The following is an 18930-nucleotide window of genomic DNA, read 5'->3' as shown; positions in this document are numbered from 1 at the left end:
GCGATGATTATGAATACTATCTTAATATGTCCTATCCGTGGTAAATTGAAGTCTAACTATATTGCTGCAGATGGCTTTACTGTTACAGAAGAAGCCAGACGCATAGAATGCATTAAATATTTATGTAAGAAAAAATATCCCAAAGAAAACTTTGCCTGTGAAACAACAATTATAAAAAGAATTGGCAATGCAGGAAGAAACTCTCTTAGAGCGGATATTGTTATATATGATAAACCAACAAATCTTATTAATAAGCTTTCGGAAGAAGAAAGAAACAAACATATATTACTTATCGCCGAGATAAAAAGAGAGAGTAAGTCCAAGAAAAAGGCATTAACCTATCAATTAGAACCTGCCTTGAGACAAATAGATAGAAATAATGCATTTGGAGTTTATTGGGATGATGTTAATAGACTTCTCTTCATTAAGAAATTTAATGATAATGAAGTAACTATTGAAAAAGATGAGTTAGGTAATATCCCTGACTATGGTTTACCCTATAAATACAATAGATTAACGTACGATAAACTTATTAGCCCTGAGGATATATCAACAACTCTGATGGATATTGCAAATATCCTTAGGTCAAATCATATAAATGATGAAGCAACAAGATATAGGGAGACGGTAAAGCTCCTATTGGCAAAGTATGTTGATGAAAAAGAGGCTAAAGAAAGTAAAGAACCTTTGATTCTTCAGGTCTTACCCGGAGAAGATCCGAATTTTGTATCAAGAGTACAAAATCTCTATTCCAGAACAGCAAGGATTTACTCTAAAGCAAAATCTATTTTTAGCAAGGAAACAATTAATTATTTGTCTGAAAAGCCTTTACGAGAAATCGTCTCAAAAGTGCAAGGTCTTGATTTGCTTAATTCATCAAGTGATTCGATGCAGCAAGTATTTATGAATTTTGTCCCTGCTGTATTTAAAAAAGATTTAGACCAATACTTCACACCTTTAACGTTAATTAATTGCATGGTTGAAATATTGAAACCGGGTCCAAATGATAAAATTGCTGACCCTGCTATGGGGACAGCTGATTTTTTAACAGCATCAATGCAATATCGATTTAATCATAACGATGGTCAAGTAATTAACCGTGTTTATGGATCAGATAAAGATCCTCAAGCATACGAACTTGCTGTCATAAATATGATTTTAAATAAAGATGGCCAGACCAACTTGCTAAATGTCGATACTATCGAAGAATATTATCGATGGTCAGAAATGATGGATATTGCCTTTTGTAATCCCCCGTTTGGAGCTAAAACTGTTGAAACAAGAGAGGATGTCTTAAAACAATTTGATTTAGGATATGTTTGGGAGTATGAAGATGGTAAATGGTATAAAACAGATAAAATCCAAGAATCACAGCAGTTGGGAATATTATTTATTGAAAGGTGCTTTAAACTTTTAGCAGAAGGTGGCAGAATGGGAATAATTTTGCCAGAAGGTTATTTATGTACTGCAAGTTATGGCTATGTTAGGCAATGGATTATTGAAAATTTCAGAATTATAGGACTAGTTGAACTTCCTCGAAGAATATTTTTAAAGTCTGAGGCAGATTTAAGATCAAATATACTTTTCGCATATAAGAAGTATAATAATGAAGAGAGTGAAGATTATCCGGTACATACCGAGTTAGTTAGAAAAGTAGGGTACAAATTAGGTAAAGGCTTTTTTCCAATACCATTGAGGGATCCGGGTACTGGTATTGAAATGCGTGATTTAGACAATAATGTCATAATTGATACGGATTTTCTACGTGTCCGTGAAAACTTCCTGCAGTTTATAAAATATATCAATGAGCCGATCGATAAAGATTGGGATGGGGCATACCTCAGTGATATAACCTCTCATCCATTATTGGATATGAAACCTCGTAGATTAAATAAAAAAGCGTTATCTAACATAAGAAGCATAACTAACGGGAAATATGTAAAGTTATCGGAAGTCGCTGAGGTCTTAGAAACTACAGAGTTATTTAATGAAAAAGTGGATGAGGAAATATATCTTGTAGAAGGACAAGATATTCGCGCGGTAGAAGGTATAGTTGTGCTTAAGGATAGTGAAAAGCGATGGCAGGTTGAGGTTCGAAAAACCAATAAAGGATACAAGCTTAAAAAAAATGATGTTATTGTTGGTCTTGTTAGACCAGAAAGAAGAAATATCGGCCTCTATAATTATAATTTAAATAACGTGTATGCCAGTTCCGATGGTGTTGCTGTCGTAAGAGCCAAAGCTGAATTAATAGAAAAATACCCAATTGAGTGGATATTCCATACTCTAAGAACTGAAAAATGCCGGTTGCAATTTTGGACTGAATCAGGCGGAACCAGTTATGGTAAGCTAACACTTGAGCAAATAAAAAATGTATTAATTCCATTGCCGACTCAACATGATATTGATGAGATCACAAAGAGAGTACAGTCATGGTCCAGTTTAACCGCGCAAATGAATGATCTTTTTCAAAATATGTGGGCTGATGAAGATAAAAAGGCTATACTAAACTCTCCAATTATAGGATTGGAAAGTGAGTCCCTATATGATGAAGAGTAGGAGTTTATAACTCCTTTAATAAATATTTAAAGGAGTTAAAGGAGTTAAAGGAGTTAAAGTATTTAAAGTATTTAAAGTATTTAAAGTATTTAAAGTATTTAAAGGGCTGAAAAGCCCTTTAAATACTCTCTCAAAGATAAATTTTCTTAGGTTTAATTAGATGATTGATTTTATTATTCCTAATGTGTTCTGTTTTATGCCGAAAAAATTATTTCTGCCTGCCAATCATATCCACAAGAAATCTTTTCCCTCGTAACTTAATTCTTGCTTTAGCCTCCGCATTAATATTCGAAGCCTGCAATAACATTCCCAATACAAATTCCTTATCGACATCTTCTACTTTACAGCCAACAGCTTTAGCCACTTCTGCCCCTAAAATAATCTTCAGACGTGTTTCAGCAATCTTGGATAACGATTTCTCTTTGGTCTTGAGACGATTCAAACGCATCTGCGCTGATGCTATTTTTTGCTTAATTGTTTTTTCTGTTCTTGGCTCTCTGTTTTTATCATCTGTATTCATAATTACTTTTCCTTTTGGTGTCAAAAACATGAAATACAATTAAAAAAAGAAAAGGTCAAACCATAGGCAGAAGTTTGAATGCTTTGCATTCCAGATTGAATTACGCAGCGCGAGATGATTGTTTCAGACAATCAGTAGCTGAACAGGCTTGCCCTGTTAATGATGGGATTCATCCCGAAAAATAGTGTTTTGGTTTTAAAAATGATATGTCAGTAAGCTCAAAATAAAAACATGCAACACATACTAGTGCAACCACTAACATTAAATACCTGATACTCTCCCCGTTACTTATTTTATCAAATCAATGAAAACAATTTTACATCTTGTTTTTTGACTCTGATTTCCGAACCTAACCTGTGAATTGTGCAACAGATAAAATCTTTTGTAATTTTCACCATTTCTCTTAAATTTTGTTTTCCCGCCTTACTGCGGGAGGAAAAATACTTTTTTTGCCCTTGCGGGCGCTATCTAAAACAAAAACTCTTGATATTTGTGTAATACCTCAGCCGTTCATCCGATTTCACCCTCATTTAATTTCACAGCCTGTAAAACTAGCGTTATTATTTAAGAGTAAGAAAAATTTTTACATTGTCGTTATTTTTAGCTCCTTTAGGAGATATAAAAATAAAGCAATGCCCACTTATACACTCACTTCGTGAGCGTGTGGGGTCTACCGACGGTTGCCTGCCGCAGGCTAACACCGTTTCCTTCGGAAACAAGGTCAACGTCAACACCAGAGTTTTTCTTACGAAAAACTAAAACCAGCATAGTCGCATTGGAGATTTATATTTTGGTTTGATATTTAATTTTATATTGAGGTTGTTTTTATTGTATGGCTATTTTTCATCTGGATTTTAAAATTGTGAAACGAAGTGAGGGCAGATCTTCCGTTGCGAAGGCTGCTTATCATGCTCGCTGCAGAATCACAGATGAAAGAACAGGTGATACCTATGATTATAGCCGCCGTACCGATTTATATGGGCATTTCATATTAGCACCCGTTAATGCACCAGAACATATAGTAAAAGACTCCACAGCATTGTGGAATGAAGTTGAAAGAGTTGAGCGCCAAAACAATGGTCAAACATCCCGTTATTTCGATGTTGCCATTCCTGCCGAGTTAAATAATGATGACAAGAAAAAACTTGTTCTTGAATATTGTCAGAAAAACTTTGTAGAAAAGGGAATGATTGCTGATATCGCTTTCCACGATCTAGATAGTGATAATCCTCATGCTCACGTTATGTTGACATTAAAAACCATAGGCCCGGAGGGTTTTGGTAAAAAAGAAAGAAGCTGGAATGACCGAAAAATGTCTGTCCTTTGGCGTGAGTCATGGTCAGCTATGGCGAACAGCTATCTTGCTGCTGCTGGTTCATCAGAACGTATTGATCATCGTTCTCTTCAGGCCCAGCACGAGGAAGCGTTAGAAAAAGCAGCAGTAGCTTTAGATAATGAAGAAAAAGCGTTATGGCTTGCTAAGGCCGCTGAAACAAATCGTCCTGCAATGAAACGTATCCACAGCGCTAAATGGCGTAGTAAGGCTGCTCAGGAGCAAAGGGCCGCAGAACAGGCTGTTCGTGATGCAGCTAAGCAGGAAGCGGTTGAAGTCTACAAAACATTCAGTGAACTTGATCTTGAAATCATTGTTGATGTCAGAAGCTTTACTGTGGCTGTTCTTGCTGAACCAGAAGAGATCGTATTACCAGAAAAGCACTCCGGCTCTTCTACTCATGAAACACAAAGGCCTGTATTGGTAGCACCAGTTCCTCATAATCGTGTGCGTAGTGTTAAATCTTACCGTGATAAATCCAAAGTCAGTAAGGTCATTGCTGGTAAGAAACCATCGGCAAGTATTTCTGATTCTGGAACAAATACTATTCTGAAAACATCCTCCTCTCAAAACCCAAACAGGGCATCCAGAAGCGCCCCTGAACATATTAAGAGGCAACAGACTACTACACATCAAGATAATGTTTTTAAACGTATCACTACCATTTTATTCGATTTTATGAGGGGTAAATTAAGATGGTCTAAAAAAGATAAATCTAAAGTTGATTTTATCAGTGAGGAACATGATAAACGTATTGCTGAAAACTACGTCTTTGACGAGGTATTAGGCCGTCATATTTCTCGAACTAAATTTGAGAAAATGTCTAGTTTCAATTGTCAAAATGACGAACAACCACCTAATGAGAATCAGCGTTTTCCGGATCGTCATCTCAACCCTATACCTCCTGTAAATGATTTTGAATGCACACCAACAAGCCCGGAAGATAGGAAATCAGTATCTAAATTGAAACCACCAAGATATTGATAAGATTGTAGGTATGTATGAGGACAGCGCTTGCAATACTAATTATTTGGTGGGGAATCCTCATTAAAAATGTATTTGTTGATGAAAACAATCATTTCTTCTTTCAGCTTTACATTATTTAGAGAAACGTAATAGTGATAGCTCTATAAAATTGGATATTCACCGGCTATCGATGAATATAAGGCCATAATTACTATGGCCTTATGATTTTTTCTGAATACGACACCTAGAAAACATTCACTATGAGAAAATTATTTCATCCATAGTTATATTTTCAAGTGTTTTTTCTTCTTCAACATTGAATATTAAACTCTCGCACGAGATAATATATGCATTAAACATATCTTGTGGTTCAAATTTATTTATTGTATTATATCTTAAACTATAAATTAGTGTGCTATATGCACTTAGTAAATAGCTATAAAGATGATCCACTAATTGGGGCCTAATATTTCCGTAGTATGCTCTATGAGTTATTTTATTTCTTACCTTGTAAATTCTATAAAGCTGAGACTCAACATCCTTTTTAGTATCATTAAATCTATCATTTATTTTCTTTGACGTTCCGAATGATTCAAATATTTTTATTAGTCGAAAAACGGCAAACTCATCCCCCTTGGAAACTAACTCATCGAAAATTTTATGCCTGTTTTTTTCGATTTTCACTATGTCAAAGTATTCTTTTAAAGAAAGGTCTCGAAATTTAGATTTCTGATTGGCTGTAATCTCTAAAAGGCTATCTGAAATAGGCTTCAATCGGGCTTCTAATAAATCCTTAGAATATCTAATTCTAATTTCTAGACTTTGAGTGCTATAGAACGTAGGGATATGGTTAGTTATTCCAGAAATGATATTACCTGATGTGCTCTCGAAAATACATTCAAGAGCTATCCATACGCCCAGCAATTTTTGCTCAAGTGAAGTTGATTCTTTTGCAACTCTTAAATACCTTAAAGATCTTGTCAGTACATCATATCTGTCTAGTTTTATAGACTCTCGTAATAGTACCTTGGACTCGTTAGGTATATTTTCAAGAATGCTGTAATTTTTACTTGTAATGAATTGTTTCAATCTGCCTATGTTTATAGTCTGACGGTGTGTGAATCCACCATTTGAAAACTCTGTAAGACATACAGGAGAATATCTAATATTATATTCTGGCTTCTCTATTTCTAAATAATCTATGACTTTATCCAGTTTTTCATTTGCCTGCCACGCCGCGGAAACGTAGTCTGTTGTATTAACAACAATTTTGGCTAATACCGAAGATTCAACCCCTTGTGAAATTTTATTGTAGTTTTTTTCATTAATAATACCTTCTCGATTGATAAAGCTAACATCAAGGATATTATTCAATTCAATCAGATATTTAGATAAGGGGGTAATAAGAAAATAAACTGTATAATCATGAATCCTAATAGTTAATTTATCAAGGCAACTATTAAATTGAGCGGGAAAGTCTCTACTGCCATAATTTTTAATTCTCGTAAGATACTCCATTCTATTATATAAATAAGTTGGTGAATACCCCTTCCACAGGAGATAGCCAATAAAGCTTTTAGTTAATTGATAAATGGAGTCCATTAAACGGGCTTTTTTCTTCAAATCAGCATTAGACAAAATAGATGATTTTAGCTGCTTTTTAAGTTCGTGATAATAGTCACTTTCTTTGGATAATACTAATTTAACAATTGTTTTTAATTCTAAAATATAATTACTAGATATTGGGTCAGGAACAGTCTCAATTTTTTTTAACAGCGTTGCATGCAAGTTTTTAAAAGTGTCTTTTGCTATAGAGTCTTTTTTTAAATTACCTTTGTAATCTTCTATCATTGATAATAAGCTTTTTTTACTCTTATCATCTTGTATGTAATCATCAATGGCTTCGACTAACTCCTCGGCACCTGACATCGTATTAATCATTTTAGATTGATAAAATGAAGGAGTGTTGACGTACAAAATCTCCTTCCAAACTTCTATAAAAAAACGAGCCCTATAATCAGGCAGTTTAAGTCCATCCCAAACGGTATTGCTGACTATTTTCATGATATATTTCCGTCGCTTAATATTTATAGGTTTCTTAAATAAGAACTTGTTTATTATATCACAAATAAAACCTATATAGAACAGTGTGTTTTTTCCACGACTGAGGGATGACCAGTAAAGAGTAAGACGTTTTACACAATATTTCTAAAATTAGTATTTTACTTCTACCTATTGTTCTTATGTTTTTTTAAACAACCTTCCTAAATCAAGTGACTTATTCACTTTAATTATCGCAATGGCGTTTATAGGTTGGTAGATAGCTTCTGCCACCGTACATATAGATATGCAGATAAGAGAAGATAAGCCAAATATATATGCTTACTTCACTTTTCATCTAAAATATGGAAATGAAAAAGATATATACATAAAAAACATCAATTTTAAACAATAAAAACCCAATCATTTTTAATAACATTTATATCTTTTCTTTAATTTGTAGGGAATAGATAAGTTGCTCATTTACAATTTATTTACTATAAGATTTATTGAATTATGTAAATTAAATCGATTTTTATGAAAGCCACATCTTTGATTAAAATGTGGCTTATTTATTAAAAACGATATTTACATCCTTCTCCTGAAAACAACATTATCAGAGAAAATTGCCTTACCTGCGACAAACCCTACAGCCGCAATGATTGGTAGGCTGATAGTAGTTCCCGCCATGCCTGTAGACATTCCGATCAGTATAGACAGGCCGAAGGTTAATAATATAACCACGAAAGCATACCAGCCGGGGTAGGCTCCATATAAAACAGTCGCCATGCAACCGGTGCAGACATGAACACCTCTCTGGCTTTCCTTTAAGCAAAATGGACACTTGATGGTATTGTTTTCCATAATAGTCCCTTAGTTCGCTTTCCAACCATTGCTGGTTTTAACAAGATTCATGGCACCATCAGCAGATTCATTCATCCCTTTCACTCCAGAGAACGCGCTTTTGTCCACCCATGAAGGGACATCTGCCAGCTTCCATGTATAAGACACGCGAACAACTTTCTGATTACCGTTGCCCGGTTCAGTCCATTCTTTGACTTCATCAACAACTCGGCGACCAATACAAACACCTTCTTTGGCATCCCAGATTTTGGCTTGTTTACCTTCATCTGTTATCCCAAGCGTATTGTTATCCCAGCCTTTTACAAAAGCCATTAAGCCCTGTTCTACGAGGCCGTCGAGGGTCACAGACCCTGTTCCAGTGCCTGTTTCATCGAAGCGCGGTTTAGAGAGCTGGATTGGGAATGTGACATCGTTGTTTCGTAGTGAGAAACAGGTTTTCGATTGACCAATCTTGGCGTTGATCGCTTTCTCAAAATCCCCTTTTTCACCGCAGCCTGATAACAACACGGCAAGACCCGCGATGGCTAAAAATTTACGCATGGTTCTTATCCCTTTTTATGATTGTTCGTGCCGTTTCTCAGAACAACCAGACGAACTGGCATATCGGCATTGTTGACGGTAGCGAATCCACGGACTTCGAAATTGTTTACCGTTCCGGTGACGCTGACTTTCTGGCCTTTCTTATAGGTAAGAACTGCATCATCAATACCAGAGTAGTAATCCAGCCATACCATTCCACCGCAGTAGCTGGTATCTGCTGTTTTGAAGAGCAGATAATAGTTAGGGGCCGATTTGGGCATTCCCGTCATCATGTCGCTGGCACTTCTGCCCTTTGTTACTTCAAGAACAGTGGCATTGGTGATAGCGATCCTTTTGCCTGTCCATTTTTTTTCTGCTGCCATCGCATTTTCTTCATAGTCTTTGCAGACAGCACCAAGGCCAGTAATGGACGTCGCTGGACCACTATCCTGACCGGAAGCTGAAACCCCCAGCGCTTTATCAACGGTGCTGTTCAATGATGACAGTGAAGAGTTAATTGCCCCATTAACGCTATTCACGCTTTCGTTGAGCTGCTGGCAGCCAGAAAGAAACATCAGAGAGACCGCCAGTGGTAAGAAGTTATGTCCTTTCATTTATCCCTCAAGGATTTAGTCAGATTCGTATACCCCAATCCCGGCGTTCTCACCGAAAGATCAGGAGTTATCGTCTAATCAATTGATAGAATTGAATTATTTTTAGTGTTCGTCACATCGTTTAAATCGATCGATACAAAATAAATGATAGCCACAAACTATCATAAGTTATATATCGATCGATTAAATCAATTAAGAAACCGATCGATAAATCCTTTTTAATCGTTGATAGCTATCAATATAAATTTATCGATCGATTTTACAGATCATTTTGCTTGAGTATGCTGACAGTGGCGACTATGCTGGGCTGAGATAAAGCAGTAAAACAGCGAGGGATGAGCATGGAAAACAACAACGAGCGAAGCTCTATGGAAATCTTCGAAAAAGATCAAAAAATCGCTTTTGTTGACTTGTTCAGCGATGCTGCTTTGTCTTACGAATACGAACAGACGGGCTTCACCATTAATTTAATGCAACGCTCGGTTCTTCTCTTTAACCATAATATAAAGAAAAACGTAACTGCCAAGCAGTTGCGTAAAAATAATATAAAGAAAAACGTAATATCTTCGATATTGCGTAAAAATATGAACAGCACATTTATATATCCATATAGCAACATCAGGGAAATCAACTACTCGCTGCCTGATTGCAGATCCGATGATGCCGAGATCTGTATTATGACTGATGATGTATTAAATCCAGTCTGGACGTTCAGGGTTCCATCTCACGCACATTATATTTGCGAGCAATGGGTGGAAGTATTTAATAACCATATTTTCTTTGACTCATAAACAAAGTATTAAACAAAAGGAAAATAAACATCTGACTAATGATATTAATCAATAGAATTATTTGCTTTTAAGTGAATTAATGTTTAATTATATACACATAGAATAATTGATATCGAGGTATATTTATGTCTGGAAAAAATCCGTTTTGGAATTATGATTATAATGCGGCGCAACGTAATAGAGAAATTGTAGACTCTTACCAACAGGCAAATGAGGCAAGGCTGGATTCTCAACAGTCGCAGTTTGAAGCGTCTATGGCTAATGACAGGGTTAGTAGAATACAGATGCAGTTGAATAACACAATTAATAGCCATAAGAAGGTTGTCGCTGATTATGAGCAACGTCTACAGAAGACTAAAACGGTAGCATTTAAATTAGCTATTCGTTCTAATATATTTGAAAGAACATTAACTCAACTCCAAGATCAGTGGCCTGATAAAAAGGGAAATATTTTAGATGAGATTCAACGTCAAAAAAATCACTGCACAACACAAGAATACAGAGACAACTGGTGGGGTTGGATAAGTCAGAACGATCCTTCTTCAGATAATAGTTATCTTGATTTTCCATTTCCCGACAGGGAACTAAAACATAAGCCATAAGAAGAACCCAAGTATTTCTTCATAACATCCGATTACGTATATTAAAGCACTTTTATTGTGCTTCCTGCCAACTCGTCTTTTATCTGGATAATATCGATGAATACTCCATATGACGAACCAAAAACTCAAGAAATCAACACATCTAACCTCAAGGAACAAGATACTCTACCCTCAGACTCGAAGAGCAAAAAGAAACCAAAGTGTAAGATACTGGCATTGATCGTTTTTGTATTAATCCTGTTAATTGTTGCCATATATGAATACTTCACTCTAGGAAAACAATTAAATAACGCATCAATCACCTTTCTTATTGTTATGGTTTTTTCATTGGCTATAACAATAAAGAAAACAAGGCAAATAGAAGAATATAATGAAGACTCATTTTTCATAAAAACATTAAGAGCAAAAAAACTATTATCAAAAGCTAAAAAATTAGTGCGATGGTTGAATACCATTCCATTATGGCAGCGCTATATGATATTCTTCACCATATTTATTATCGGATTTCTGATGATGGTTATATAATACTAAAATAGTAGTGAGATGTTACGCATTAGTATATGGCGATAATAAAATGAAGCACGAATCAACTGTACCAATATTAACTACAAAAAACTCAACGGATTGATTTTTCAGGTCAAAAGGTTTAGAACTATGATGTCTTTTCATCACTACCATTAGGGAAATCGCATGTCTGATGCTTTAAAGGTTATCAACAATATTCGCACTCTCCGTGCTCAGGCTCGTGAACTGACACTCGATACTCTGGAAGAGATGTTAGAAAAACTCACTATCGTTGTAGAAGAACGTCGTGAAGAAGAAGCCTCATTTCTCAAACAGCAGGAAGAGAAACAGGCCAAGCTGGAAGCATTCCGTCAGAAGTTGCTGGAAGATGGCATAGACCCGGCAGAGTTGCTTTCAACTGTTAGCCCATCTTCTTCCAAGACAGGAGCGAAACGCGCCCCACGTCCAGCTAAGTATAAATATGTTGATACCGATGGTTCGGAAAAGACGTGGACAGGTCAGGGCCGAACTCCTCGTGCTATCGCTGCTGCGCTCGAAGCCGGTAAGACGCTGGAAGATTTCGAGATCAAGTAATCTTCATACCATATGTCTACCAAATCCGCTGGCCCGTCGCTGGCGGTTTTACCATGACTTTCAATTATTTTGTTGCCTGAGTCGCTCTTGTAGCATTAGTTTTTAAATGATTCAGCATTTGCTTATCAACCGGTTGCAGTTGTTGTCCTAACAGAGCCGCAAGCAAAATATTTGTGTCTTCTGTTCTTTCGATTTGAAGCATTTGTAATCTTAAATCAAGTGCCTGCATTCTTGCCTGCTCATGCGCAGTTTCTTTTTCATCAGCACTACTGATTTTTACCTGCCAAGCGTCAGCGCCTGTTGTATCTGCATAGCGTGAATAGATCTCATATCTTAACATTTCCCACTCTGAAGGATTATCCGGGAATGTTGTGCCGGGAAATAAGGTCGCATACTTGTTTTTTACGGAAGCATCTGACCAAGCAAGATTTGCTCCCTGCGTAGAGCCTAATGTGGATCCTATTTTGGCCCCTCTGGAGTTCACTGATACATTACTTGCTTTTTTCATTGCCAGTACGGAATCAATGGCGTTTGTTCCAGCAGTGCTTCTGGAGACAAAGCTCGAAAAGGCAGATAAATATTCTCGACCTTCATTTGTGTCTTCTAATCCTTTGTTCTTCAATGGTTCAACGGGCAAGTTCCCTATAAGATTTCTTTTTGCTGCTTCAGAAACCTCAATCTGCTCAACAGAATAGGACTGATTCGAAACCTTATTAGACAATGCATCGGATTTAGATAATGGTGGTGTAATTAGGCTTGATGCCGATTTGTCTTTATCAGGATACTGACCTATAGTATTGCACCCACCTCTGTTATATTTCACATCATCTTCAGAGCAAACATTTATTGATACTCTGCCCATGATGTTTTTCTTGGCCTCATTTATTCCGGTATTTGCTTGTGTAAACATCTTAACGCTGTTTTCAGATAAAGCCTCTTTCGCTGAGCTTGTATTCGATCCTGCTGCACCACGACCACCTGCGCTCGTGACTTCTTCACAGGCATTGGCATCAGGTATTCTGTTTAAGATATTTTTCATGCGCTGTTCTTGGATTGCCTGACTGGCATTACTGACAACAGCATTCTTCTGATTCTCATTTGCTGTTATGGTTGCTTGTGCCAGCTTGTCGTTCATTGAAACTAATGTTTCAATTATTCCATTGCCCATAGATTGGGGTGAAGCCCCCATAAGATACGGTGTCAAAACCTCTTCTGTGACGGGCCAGACAGCAAAAGCTGTATTTGTATATAACACAGAAAAACATAAACCCGAAACCACTGCTATTCTCTTTACTTTAAATTTATTGATCCTCATTACAATACTCCTGTTAACTTATTACCTTTCTTATTATTTAACCAATTAAATATGGACTGTCAATTTTGAAAAATTAATTTATTGGCATTGATGCGGAAAAGTAGTATAACCAGACGGTTATAAATTAAACGGAGTGAGTGTCATGGTTGTGGAAGTTATTTTGCTGCAAGAAAAACAACAGATTCTGGATGAAATAAATGGATGGCTTAACACAGTCTATCCTTATAAAAAATCACCTGCATATCTTTGCGATTCTATTGAGTTCTCCGAACCCCATTTTCGTATCATGGCTCAAAGAAAGAAATATGACATATACATACGATTCGGAAAAACATGGATTTCCGATAACATAAAATCCATAGTAGTTGCAAGGATAGGGTTCGATCAGCAACGTAGCGGTCATGGCACTAATTTATTAAAACTTTTAGTGAGAATTGCGAAATTAAAAAATTACCAGTCTATCGGTATCGAAAGTGTTAATCAAAACAGTAAAGCATTTGCACTTAAATTCGATTTTGAAGAACATACGAGCAGTAGCAGAAATTACGTTATCTCAACAGACAAACTGAGTAATGCTCTTGATAATAAATAAACTTTAGAAACCCACTACATGAGTATGAGTGGGTGTCTTATCATTACATCGCGTTGATCATTTAATGCTGCTGCCACTTGTAGCACTATTTTTATCATCCTCGCTCCCTTTTCTATCAGGAGCCTTGAAATTCTCTATTGAAGATGCTTGGGCTTGTAAATTTATAGGCAACAATGGCCTGTTATGCTCACCAAATGAGACTGCCCTGTCAGCAGCCTTTTGAGCTACATTCATATAACCCGCTGCGCCAGCTGTATCACCAACAGCATCTGCTGCCTCAGCCGCATTATAAGCAGAGTTAGCACTTTCAAGAGACTGATATTCATCCTGCTGATCCAGTGGGCCAGCATTACTCATATGAGTTCTGAATGCAGATCCCGTATCATTGGCTTTATTAGCTGCCTGTGCTTTCCCCTGTTGAGCTTGTTGATGCTGCTGAAGCTCACGTTGCTGTTCACGGTCTTTGTTGATTTGCGCATTCCTGAGCTGATTACCCATCGCATTTGAGGTGTGAGAAACCTGATCCAACACGGTTTTGGTAAACATAGCACCTTCGACACCTTTTGATGCCGACTGTGCGTAACCCGACATGCTCTGACCACCATGAACACCAAGCCACTTCATAATTTCATCAGGGATGATGTGAATCAGTGAAAGTGATTTCTTCACTACCGTGAACATCATCGCAATATAAACAGCAATGAGAGCCAGTGACTCGATGATACCTATCCCGGCATTGGCTGACATCATGCCAAACGCGCCGGAGAATGTTTCATTGACGATCCCACCAAGGATAGGGAGCATCGTATAGGCTGCTATCAATCCTGTTATCATTAGCGCTGGTCGCATGGTTAACGATAAAACCAGACCATAACCAGCGCCACCACGACCCACTACGCCATCACCGTCTGGATGTAAATGTGTTATTACCCATAATGGTGCTGCGACCATTGCTTCAAGGCACAGGATCATCCAGCCGACGCAAACACCAAACCACATGACATAAGGCAACATAGGAATAACGACGGCTAAAGTATCGCCAGCTATCCATAATGGAATAACCAGTGGCATAACAATCCCCATAGCGCCAAATGCACCTGATACCCAGCTTGCAGTCGCTGATGTCCATGCGCCAAGACCTGCGCCAACAACCGCAGAACTTCCTAATAACGTCCAGCCAGCGGCACTGATTGTATCCCCAAGCCCTTTAACGGCTAATAACGGGTTTATCGCCTGTAAATTGGCAGCGGTTGTGTCGGTTGAAAATGAAACAATTTTCCCTTGCTTTCTTCCATTAATAACGCTGGAACTGAGAAAACCCGCCATTGCACCAGAAATACTCTTATTGGCTTCACTTTGAAGAGAAGAAACTATTTTTCCAGCATCATCTGTTTTAGGGCCAGCGCCACTTTTACCACTGGTATTGGCTTCCGTTCGGTTTTGCGCATCAATACCATTCGCATATCTTGAAGCTGTCGTTGATTTCGCCATATCCTGAGCCACTTTTGCCATAATCGCGTTCAGGCTGTTATCGAATATATCTCCGTATTCCATTGTCGCTTGCCCACCTACAGGAAGATTATGAGCTGCTCCATTAATCGCATCCTGCACACGGATCAGTTTCATACTCCATGCGCAAGCCATAAACCATCCGTCTTTCTGGACATTCTCTTTGAAATCATCCCACTGGTCGCCAGTGGAGAAAACTGTTCGTACTGCAGTATCAATAATGGATACATATGAGGCTGTAGCGCTGTTTATTCCGGTCTGAATATCAATATTATTATTAGCTACATACTGTTCAGCCAGCATTTGCATACTATTATCAAGGCCGATGAATGCGGCATTGTGTGCCTCAATAACATCTGAAATGTTCGTCTTTATATCCTGTGGCATATAGGCCATGTACATGCCCCCGGCAGCGATGGTTGCCTGAGCTTTAGCCTGTTCGTCATAAGAAGCTTTGGCCTTCGGGTCTGTAAGCGTGATGCTTCCACATGCAGCCTTGGATACCAGTAAATTTTTATTCATATCATTACCGGCATTACTGGCTCCATAACTGTATGTGTATAAATAGGCACCTTTCTCCGGTGTCATTTCAAACGCAGGCGTGACGTGTGGGAAGGGATCGGCTGCTGCTGATTTCTTCCATAATTCTCCAGCCTTTAACATACAGACGTTATTGATAAAGGCGGTTTTCGCTATACGATCAAGCTCCTGATAAGATGCAGATGTGGTAATAACAGCCCCATCTGAGGGGTTGGATGCATAGGTATTCCAGACGGTATCTGCCAGACCGACTCCCTGATTAATCATCCACAGCACCATAACCTGAGCTGCGCAAAACCCACCTGCTGCGGGGAGTATCATTGCCGTGCCTAATGCGGTTCTAACGGGCAACCACATGGAAGACCATTTCTTACCCAGCATTTCTCCATCATGTGCCGTTGACATGGTTCCGGCAATCAGCGTGTAGGCAGCTAAAATACCACCAACCAGCAAAACGGCGCTGTTAAGGATTGTCATTGTGCTGGCTAAGGGACTTTCCGCTAAATTGTCCGGAAATAAAATATCCAGAAACCACAGTTTTGATTTGTCTGTATCCGGGACAGTAAATAAATCGGCGGCATAAGCTGACTGAGTTAATAACAGGCAAGCTAATGTTGCTAATAATATCGACACTTTTTTTTTCTTTATATTTATCATCATTACATTCCTTTGCCTCTTACTTCATTGAATTACTGATGCTGCTCCAGACATCGTTTCCATTGACTGTTGCTGCCGATCCTGATGTATAGCCAGTTCCTGCAGAAACACTTCCATTTGCGATATTCCCAAGGACGGGCATATCAATGGAAATGCTTTCGGATATATTTCCGGTCAGTTGAGCGACTTTTTCTCTCGCAATCGAACAGGCTTTACTTATTGCAGCCTCCTTCGTTTTTTTTATTATTAAATCCACAGATGGCAGGCTGATGCCGAGGTTTCCCACAGGCCAAGCGTCCGTACAACCAATCGTCTCCAGTGACTGATTGATGTTATCCATGAAATTCTTCGCTACCGGCTCTAACTGAGCCGCATCCTGCTTCATGGCGTTATATTGCGCTTGTTTTAATGATGAGCTGACATCCGGGCTACAGACTGCTGCGTTAGCTGTGGTTGCTGAAATTAATATTGTTGCGGGAAGGATTATTTTGAAAATGCGGACACAGACATTTGTTCGCCATTTGTTTTTATTAAGTTTATTCATTTGATACTCCTTTGATTTATTACATTTTATTCACCATATTTCTTCTTCTGATTAAATAAAAATACAATGCCTTATTAATATATATTAAATAAAATGGAATTAATCAAGAGAGTGATAATTTAATTTGACAATGACTTTATTTTTGATTACTGTTTAAAAGTAAATAAATGATTACTCCAAAAAATTTATTACAATACTCTGAAGAGGCCAGTTCATCTGGCTTCTTTTAATTTAATAAGGATTTCATCTTCCACATCCCAACGTTTAAAATATGAATATATGTGTATAAAAAGTTCAGAGAAGTCGCGTTAATGGATCACTAAATATTATCCCAATCTAACGGTTCTTCTGGTGGCACAAGACTTGTGTTCTCTACAGAAGGGATTTTATTTATACTTTGACTCTTCACTAACCCTTGAGACTTTTTAGCCTGCAATCTTGCGATTAACAAATCTATGTCATCTTGGTTATTAACTTCTCGTATAACTGCTTCAATTGACCTGTTTTTATCTTTAAGTGTGCTATTGCCGCCGCCATTGACGACTATGCTTTCGGGTTGTTCTTCCATTGCTTCTTTCTTTTTTATAATCTCTGAAACAAAGCGAGCACGATCACCATTGAAGACAATAGCAGGGTTTATGAAATACCAGTTTTTCTCATTGGTTTTAGCAATAATACGTTTTTCGATGAGTTCTTTGATCCCTCTGTAAAAGATAGATTCAGACAAGACAAAGTGATCTATCTTTTCCGCAAGAGACATTGCCTTTTTACAGCTCAGGTAGAAATGATCTTTGCCTATCGCATCCTGATATATTCGTAAAAATATGAAAAACACTTTGTATGCTGTTTTCGTGAGATCAAAGTATGCTTTTATCTGAGAGGTATAGAGTTTAATGAACTCTTCTTTATCGACCTCTTGCGTATGCACGATATTGGCGAAGTAGCTTTTACCTGTATTTTTCTTTTCGATAAGTTCTGTGCCTCTTGAAACGGTCAGATTTTTCTTTCGTGTTTCAATCTTTAGCTCTGTCTCAAAGCAAAAAGGATTTAATCCTAAATCCAAGTCAACGTCTATTTCATTCATTTTATTATTACCTCTTGTTATCTTATTTATAATTAAATACCATGCACAAAAAAGATATCAAGTTTTTTGCATATTTTTTTGCGAAAATTTTTTCAAAATCGCAACTATTCCAGTGACGATACTTTAAAGCACTGTCGTTTTTAATCTAAAAATGATATAGAAACTGACTGCAAAGTCAGGAAAGCTCACCGTGCAGTCAGGAATGCTGACTATAGAGTCAGGAACACTGACTGTACGGTCAGTCGTATATTTTCGTTCTAAGCCTTATGCCGTAAGGGCTACAGGCCGGTTTTTTTAATTTAATTTTGCAAGAAGTAAGAGATAATACTTAATAGGATTAAAAGAAACCGGGCGTTTTTTATAATCGCCATACATGGTTTCAACATTTTAAATGATTAGTTTTTTTGAGTGCAATATTTATTTTTATTGCGAAGCATTTCTTTCTATTTCACTAACATCTTTTTTTTGAAAATCACCACCATCTATGAGCTGAAGCTCATGTGCTGACGCACGGCTACGCCCTAACTCTGAAATATATATTTTTATCTTGATGAGGTGTCTTATTAATATTGATAGTAAAAAGAGGAAAGATCTTTTCCAGATCATTTCATCATAAAAAAATAAAATTGATCCTATATTTGAACATAGCATTACCGCAATAACATATAGCATTTTCCCTTAAACGAATAGGAAAATTATATTTTCATTAGCAGCACTTAGTGATTGCTCAAGACAATCACATTGCTGGAACAGGGTTCATCCCTGTTAATAATGGATTTATTC

The 18930-nt window shown here is 37.4% G+C and carries 17 protein-coding genes; 7 read left to right on the top strand and 10 right to left on the bottom strand.

The features are described from left to right. Positions 1 to 9 precede the first annotated feature (9 nt). Complete coding sequence (locus KGA69_RS03555) at positions 10 to 2559, top strand: N-6 DNA methylase (RefSeq protein WP_213292834.1); 2550 nt, start codon at positions 10 to 12, stop codon at positions 2557 to 2559. A gap of 208 nt (positions 2560 to 2767) precedes the next feature. Here the strand turns inward: KGA69_RS03555 and KGA69_RS03550 are convergent, their stop codons facing one another. After that, positions 2768 to 3079 carry a conjugal transfer protein TraD gene (locus KGA69_RS03550; protein WP_213292833.1) on the bottom strand — a complete coding sequence of 104 codons (312 nt, stop codon included), beginning with the start codon at positions 3077 to 3079 and terminating at the stop codon, positions 2768 to 2770. A gap of 832 nt (positions 3080 to 3911) precedes the next feature. Between KGA69_RS03550 and mobQ the strand changes: the two genes are divergently transcribed. Continuing rightward, on the top strand, positions 3912 to 5396 hold the full coding sequence (mobQ, locus tag KGA69_RS03545; protein ID WP_213292832.1) for a MobQ family relaxase: 1485 nt from the start codon (positions 3912 to 3914) through the stop codon (positions 5394 to 5396). A 240-nt stretch (positions 5397 to 5636) separates the two neighbouring features. On the opposite strand, the gene apeA is transcribed toward mobQ, so the two are convergent. The 4 genes from apeA to KGA69_RS03525 form a co-directional block, all read right to left on the bottom strand. Next, positions 5637 to 7442, bottom strand: coding sequence for a HEPN family anti-phage protein ApeA (gene apeA / locus KGA69_RS03540; RefSeq protein ID WP_213292831.1), 1806 nt, complete (start codon positions 7440 to 7442; stop codon positions 5637 to 5639). 564 nt (positions 7443 to 8006) lie between these two features. Next, entirely contained in the window at positions 8007 to 8282 is a 276-nt protein-coding gene (locus KGA69_RS03535) for a hypothetical protein (RefSeq protein ID WP_213292830.1), read from the bottom strand. Positions 8283 to 8291: 9 nt separating this feature from the next. Beyond that, positions 8292 to 8822 carry a hypothetical protein gene (locus tag KGA69_RS03530; RefSeq protein WP_213292829.1) on the bottom strand — a complete coding sequence of 177 codons (531 nt, stop codon included), beginning with the start codon at positions 8820 to 8822 and terminating at the stop codon, positions 8292 to 8294. A gap of 5 nt (positions 8823 to 8827) precedes the next feature. Then, positions 8828 to 9415 carry a hypothetical protein gene (locus KGA69_RS03525; protein WP_213292828.1) on the bottom strand — a complete coding sequence of 196 codons (588 nt, stop codon included), beginning with the start codon at positions 9413 to 9415 and terminating at the stop codon, positions 8828 to 8830. A 341-nt stretch (positions 9416 to 9756) separates the two neighbouring features. On the opposite strand from KGA69_RS03525, the gene KGA69_RS03520 reads away from it, so the two are divergent. The 4 genes from KGA69_RS03520 to KGA69_RS03505 all read left to right on the top strand — a co-directional run bounded on the left by KGA69_RS03520 (position 9757) and on the right by KGA69_RS03505 (position 11906). Beyond that, on the top strand, positions 9757 to 10206 hold the full coding sequence (locus KGA69_RS03520) for a hypothetical protein (protein ID WP_213292827.1): 450 nt from the start codon (positions 9757 to 9759) through the stop codon (positions 10204 to 10206). Positions 10207 to 10331: 125 nt separating this feature from the next. Next, a complete protein-coding gene (locus KGA69_RS03515; RefSeq protein WP_213292826.1) occupies positions 10332 to 10808 on the top strand; it encodes a hypothetical protein in 477 nt (158 codons plus the stop codon). 96 nt (positions 10809 to 10904) lie between these two features. Continuing rightward, positions 10905 to 11333: a hypothetical protein gene (locus KGA69_RS03510; RefSeq protein ID WP_213292825.1), complete on the top strand. Its 429-nt coding sequence runs from the start codon at positions 10905 to 10907 to the stop codon at positions 11331 to 11333. A 165-nt stretch (positions 11334 to 11498) separates the two neighbouring features. Next, entirely contained in the window at positions 11499 to 11906 is a 408-nt protein-coding gene (locus KGA69_RS03505) for an H-NS family histone-like protein (protein ID WP_213292824.1), read from the top strand. Between the two features lie 64 nt (positions 11907 to 11970). Here KGA69_RS03505 and KGA69_RS03500 read toward each other — a convergent pair whose 3' ends face one another. Then, positions 11971 to 13221: a hypothetical protein gene (locus tag KGA69_RS03500; RefSeq protein ID WP_213292823.1), complete on the bottom strand. Its 1251-nt coding sequence runs from the start codon at positions 13219 to 13221 to the stop codon at positions 11971 to 11973. Between the two features lie 142 nt (positions 13222 to 13363). Between KGA69_RS03500 and KGA69_RS03495 the strand changes: the two genes are divergently transcribed. Continuing rightward, positions 13364 to 13813 carry an N-acetyltransferase gene (locus KGA69_RS03495; protein WP_213292822.1) on the top strand — a complete coding sequence of 150 codons (450 nt, stop codon included), beginning with the start codon at positions 13364 to 13366 and terminating at the stop codon, positions 13811 to 13813. A gap of 57 nt (positions 13814 to 13870) precedes the next feature. Here KGA69_RS03495 and KGA69_RS03490 read toward each other — a convergent pair whose 3' ends face one another. The 4 genes from KGA69_RS03490 to KGA69_RS03475 form a co-directional block, all read right to left on the bottom strand. Then, positions 13871 to 16522 carry a DotA/TraY family protein gene (locus tag KGA69_RS03490; protein WP_213292821.1) on the bottom strand — a complete coding sequence of 884 codons (2652 nt, stop codon included), beginning with the start codon at positions 16520 to 16522 and terminating at the stop codon, positions 13871 to 13873. 16 nt (positions 16523 to 16538) lie between these two features. Continuing rightward, positions 16539 to 17063 (bottom strand): hypothetical protein, encoded by a 525-nt coding sequence (locus KGA69_RS03485; protein WP_213292820.1) that lies wholly within the window; start codon positions 17061 to 17063, stop codon positions 16539 to 16541. A gap of 319 nt (positions 17064 to 17382) precedes the next feature. Continuing rightward, entirely contained in the window at positions 17383 to 18147 is a 765-nt protein-coding gene (locus KGA69_RS03480; protein ID WP_213292819.1) for a hypothetical protein, read from the bottom strand. Between the two features lie 423 nt (positions 18148 to 18570). Beyond that, positions 18571 to 18819 carry a hypothetical protein gene (locus KGA69_RS03475; protein WP_223683755.1) on the bottom strand — a complete coding sequence of 83 codons (249 nt, stop codon included), beginning with the start codon at positions 18817 to 18819 and terminating at the stop codon, positions 18571 to 18573. Positions 18820 to 18930: the final 111 nt, after the last annotated feature.

It is taken from the genome of Klebsiella sp. A52 (genome assembly GCF_018388785.1).
Lineage (GTDB): Bacteria > Pseudomonadota > Gammaproteobacteria > Enterobacterales > Enterobacteriaceae > Klebsiella > Klebsiella aerogenes.
The sequence above is the reverse complement of the archived record's forward strand: the minus strand, read 5'-3'. Positions and strand labels throughout refer to the sequence as shown.